The organism is Nonomuraea cypriaca (genome assembly GCF_015645445.1).
GTDB classification, from domain to species: domain Bacteria; phylum Actinomycetota; class Actinomycetes; order Streptosporangiales; family Streptosporangiaceae; genus Nonomuraea; species Nonomuraea cypriaca.
In genome coordinates this window covers 1-4375 of record NZ_JADOGI010000419.1, presented here as the reverse complement: position 1 = coordinate 4375, position 4375 = coordinate 1, and the positions used below count along the sequence as shown (strand labels likewise).

The window sequence follows — 4375 nt, the reverse complement described above, 5'->3', positions numbered from 1 at the left end:
GTCAGCCCAAGTGGCTGGCCAGGCTCGCCGAGAACCGGCTCGGGGGGACGCCGCCGCGGGTGCCGATGTTCCTTTACCACGGCAAGGGCGACCAGATCATCCCGCTCGCGGTCGGCTCGGCGCTGCGCTCGGAGTACTGCCGGGCGGGGGTCAACGTGCGGTGGGCCGCGCTGCCCGCTCCCGACCACGTCACGGGGGCCATCGAGGGCGGGCCGCTGGCCATCGAGTGGCTGACCCTGCGGGTGCTCGGGCTGCCCGCGTTCGGTAACTGCTAGCCCGGCCGGCCGCCGGGCCCGCCCGCACGGGCTCGGCCGCCGCCCGCTTCGCGCTGGTGTGCGGGAGACCGGCTTCGGCCCGGCCGCCGCCCGCTTCACGTCGGTGTGCGGGAGGCCGGCTTCGGGCCGTCCGCGCGGGGGCACGGCCGCCGGTCGCTTCCCGTCGGTGTGCGGGAGGGGCTTCGGCTCGTCCGCGTGGGGCCCGGCCGCCGTGCCCGTTTCGCGGGGCTGGCATGATCGAGCTATGACTGACCTCAACGGGCTAACCATCGGCATTCTCGGCGGCACGGGAGACCAGGGGAAGGGGCTGGCGCGGCGGTTCGCGCTGGCGGGGCACCCCGTGCTCATCGGGTCGCGCAGCGCCCAGCGTGCCAAGGACGCCGCGGCCTCCATCGGATCGGGCGCGAGCGGGGACGAGAACGCCGCCGTCGCCACTCAGGCGGACATCGTGATCGTCGCGGTGCCGTACGACGGGCACAAGGCGTTGCTGGAGTCGCTGCGGGCGGAGCTCGCGGGGAAGATCGTGGTCGACTGCGTGAACCCGATCGGATTCGACAAGCAGGGCGCGTACGCGCTGCCCGTCGCGGAGGGGAGCGCCGCCCAGCAGGCCGCGGCCGTGCTGCCTGACACCCGGGTGGTGGCGGCGTTCCACCACGTGTCGGCGGTCCTGCTGATGGACCCGGCGGTGGACGAGGTGGAGCTGGACGTGCTGGTGCTCGGCGACGACCGGGAGGCGACGGACACCGTGCAGGCGCTGGCTGCGGTCATCCCCGGCGTGCGCGGCGTCTACGGCGGCCGGTTGCGCAACGCGCACCAGATCGAGGCGCTCACCGCCAACATCATCTCCGTCAACCGCCGCTACAAGGCGCACGCCGGCCTGCGGATCACCGACGTCTGAGCCCCGGCACGCAAGCCGGGCGCTCAACCCCGGCACGCATAGCACCTCGACCGTCGTGGTCTTGCCGGCGCCGTTCCTGCCGAGCAGCGCGAAGATCTCGCCCTGGGCCACCTCGAACGAGATGCCCTTCACCGCCTCGAAACCCCCTGTGGCTCTTCCTGAGCCCTTGCACGTCGATCGTTGTCATACGCCCGACTATTCCTGGACGTGCCAGGGGGCCGGCAGTGAGGAATTCACGACTTCCGCGAGAGTTTGAGCAGCGCGTCCGTGACGCCTTCAGGGTCGATGATCTGGTGCAGGTGCTTGCCCGGCACCCGGCTCACCGGCCAGCCCCTGCGGGCCGCCTTCTCAGCGATCCTGTCGTACGGGGGGCCGTACCACAGGAACGAGCACCTGACCTCGTCCCACCCGGCGGGGACCGGGATGGCCTGCGTGTAGTAGTCGAGCGGCAGCCTGGGCTGCTCGCCCGCCACCTCCACGCGGACGGCGGGGTCGGGCAGCATGGCCACCACGTCCTCCTCGTCCCACCAGTCGGTCCAGCGTGGCAGCACCCCGTCGGGGCCCGCCAGGTCGTGCAGGAAGGGCAGGAACTCCTCCTCGGCGAGCCTGACCAGCCCGTCGCGCGGCGGGATGTGCGCGTCGGCGAACACGCACGCCACCACCCGTTCCCCGAGCCCTTCCTTGATCAGCGGCAGGAAGAACCCGGCGTTGCTGTGCCCGACCAGGACGACGGGGGTGTCGGGGGTGGCGGCGCGCACAGACTGGACCACCCACGGCCAGTAGGGCGGCCCGCCCGCGGCCACGCCGGTCAGTTCGGGCACCACGGCCGCGCGTCCGCGGCGTTCCAGCGACTCGGCCACGGGCGCCCAGGTCGACGGCCCGACGGAGGGGCTGTGCACGAGTACGAAGGTCGTCTCCATGCCCCCACACTCTCAGACGCCGAGGGTCCGGCGGGAGCCCGTCCGCCCGGCTCCGTCCTACGACACCCCGCCCTCATCACCCAGGCCCATTTCCCCGGGGTCGGCGATGACATCGGACGCCTCCCAGGAGATCCTTGCGCCATGAGTGAACTCCGTCCTGAGACCCGGATCGTGCACGTCCCCCAGCCGGTCGTGACCGACAGCCGCCCCATCTCCGTGCCCATCTACCAGACCTCTGGCTTCGTCTTCGACGACCCCGCCGTGATGGCCGGCGCGATGGGGCGTCCCGACGGCGCGTTCGTGTACGGGCGCTACACCAACCCCACCGTCCGCTCGCTGGAGCTCGCCGTGGCCGGGCTGGAGGGCGGTGTGGCCGCCATCGCCACGGGCTCGGGCATGGGTGCGATCAACATCGTCCTGCTCGGCCTGCTCAAGCCAGGTGACCACCTGATCGCCCAGCGCTCCCTGTACGGCGGGACGGCCGCGATGATCAACGACCTGACCGCGCGGTTCGGGATCGAGGTCACGTACGTGCCGGAGAACGACCCCGCGGCCCTGCGCGCCGCCGCGCGCCCCGAGACCCGGCTGGTCTACCTGGAGACGATCAGCAACCCGATGACCCTGGTGGCCGACCTGCCGGCGATGTGCGGGGCGGCCCGCGAGCTGGGGATCCCGTCCGTGGTCGACAACACGTTCGCCACCGGCCTGCTGTGCCGGCCCATCGAGCACGGTGCGGACATCGTGGTGCACTCCACCACCAAGTACCTGTCCGGGCATACCGACGTCGTGGGCGGGATCGCCGTCTTCGCCGACTCCGCCCGGTACGAGCAGGTCTGGCGCTTCGCGATCGAGCTGGGCGCCACGGCTGAGCCGTTCGCGTCGTGGCTGACGCTGCGCGGGCTGCAGACGCTCGCGCTTCGCATGGAACGGCACTGCTCGAACGCCCGCCACCTGGCGACCCGGCTCGCCGGGCATCCCGCCGTCGCGGCCGTGCACTGGCCGGGGCTGCCGTCGCATCCGTCGTACGAGCTGGCGGGCAGGCTGCTGTCCGGGTTCGGCGGGGTGTTCTCGTTCGACCTGGCAGGCGGACGGGCGGCGGGGGAGAAGTTCATGAGCTCCGTACGCCTCGCGCTCCTCGCCCCCTCGCTGGGCGGCGTCGAGACGCTCGTGCTGCATCCCGCCACCACCTCGCACCGGGCGATGTCGGCAGAGGACCTGGCCGCGAACGGGATCGGCGAGGGCACCGTGCGCATCTCGGTGGGCATCGAACACCCGGAGGACCTGTGGGCCGACGTGTCCCAGGCACTGGCGTAGCCTCGATCCTTACTACGCGCTTTAGTGTGAGGAGTCGCTGTGACCACCGTTGCCCACCATGATGTCCTGGCCGCCGCCGCGCGGATCGGCGGGTTCGTGCTTCGTACGCCGGTGCTGGAGGTCTCTCCCGGACTGTTCTTCAAGCTGGAACTGTTGCAGCACTCCGGGTCGTTCAAGGTGCGCGGGGCGTTCAACCGCATCCTGTCGGCCGGTGAGCTCCCGGCCGACGGGGTGATCGCGGCCAGCGGTGGCAACCACGGTCTTGCGGTGGCGTACGCGGCCAGGGAGCTGGGGGTGCGGGCCGAGATCTTCGTGCCGGAGGTCACCAGCCCGGTGAAGGTGGCGGGGCTGGAGGCGCTGGGGGCGCACATCACCCAGACGGGCGCCATCTACTCGGAGGCCGCCGAGGCCGCCGCCAAGCGGGCCGCCGAGACGGGGGCACTGACCGTGCACGCGTACGACCAGCCCGAGGTGCTGGCCGGGCAGGGGACCACCGGGCTGGAGATCATGGAGCAGACCGGGGGTGTGGACACCGTGGTGGTGGCCGTCGGCGGCGGCGGGTTCGCCGGCGGGATCACCGTGGGCACCTCGGCCGGCGACGGCGCAGGGCCGCGCGTCGTGGCGGTGGAGCCCGAGCGGATTCCGACCCTGCGCGAGGCCCTTCGGGCCGGGGAGCCGGTGCCGGTGCAGGTGAGCGGGGTGGGGGCCGACGCCCTTGGCGCCACCCGGCTGGGCGGGCTGGCCTACGAGATCCTCTCCGGGCCGCGGGTGGAGAGTGTGCTGGTGAGCGACGAGGCGATCGTGGCGGCCCGGCGTACGCTCTGGGCGCGGCACCGGGTGGCGGCCGAGCCGGCGGGGGCGGCGGCGTACGCGGCGGTGCTGTCCGGCGCCTACACGCCGGCGGCGGGGGAGCGCGTGGCCGTCGTGGTCTGCGGCTCCAACACCGACCCCGCCACCCTCACCTGACT

Annotated in this window: 5 protein-coding genes and 1 pseudogene; 4 read left to right on the top strand and 2 right to left on the bottom strand. The window is 72.7% G+C overall.

Features of this window, described 5'->3' with window-relative positions:
- Positions 1 to 275, top strand: a 275-nt coding sequence (locus tag ITP53_RS54110; protein ID WP_236052220.1) for a lipase family protein, incomplete at its 5' end; no start/stop codon positions are given.
- 211 nt (positions 276 to 486) lie between these two features.
- Complete coding sequence (npdG, locus tag ITP53_RS54105; RefSeq protein WP_328818835.1) at positions 487 to 1173, top strand: NADPH-dependent F420 reductase; 687 nt, start codon at positions 487 to 489, stop codon at positions 1171 to 1173.
- Positions 1174 to 1212: 39 nt separating this feature from the next.
- On the opposite strand, the pseudogene ITP53_RS61780 reads toward npdG, so the two are convergent.
- Both ITP53_RS61780 and ITP53_RS54095 read right to left on the bottom strand, forming a co-directional pair.
- Positions 1213 to 1305, bottom strand: a pseudogene (locus ITP53_RS61780) (ATP-binding cassette domain-containing protein); the annotation flags it as partial.
- Between the two features lie 101 nt (positions 1306 to 1406).
- A complete protein-coding gene (locus tag ITP53_RS54095; protein WP_195903263.1) occupies positions 1407 to 2093 on the bottom strand; it encodes an alpha/beta hydrolase in 687 nt (228 codons plus the stop codon).
- Between the two features lie 141 nt (positions 2094 to 2234).
- Between ITP53_RS54095 and ITP53_RS54090 the strand changes: the two genes are divergently transcribed.
- The gene (locus ITP53_RS54090) at positions 2235 to 3407 is read left to right on the top strand and encodes a trans-sulfuration enzyme family protein (RefSeq protein WP_195903262.1); all 1173 of its coding nucleotides are present in this window, start codon (positions 2235 to 2237) and stop codon (positions 3405 to 3407) included.
- 39 nt (positions 3408 to 3446) lie between these two features.
- Positions 3447 to 4373 carry a serine/threonine dehydratase gene (locus tag ITP53_RS54085; RefSeq protein WP_195903261.1) on the top strand — a complete coding sequence of 309 codons (927 nt, stop codon included), beginning with the start codon at positions 3447 to 3449 and terminating at the stop codon, positions 4371 to 4373.
- Positions 4374 to 4375: the final 2 nt, after the last annotated feature.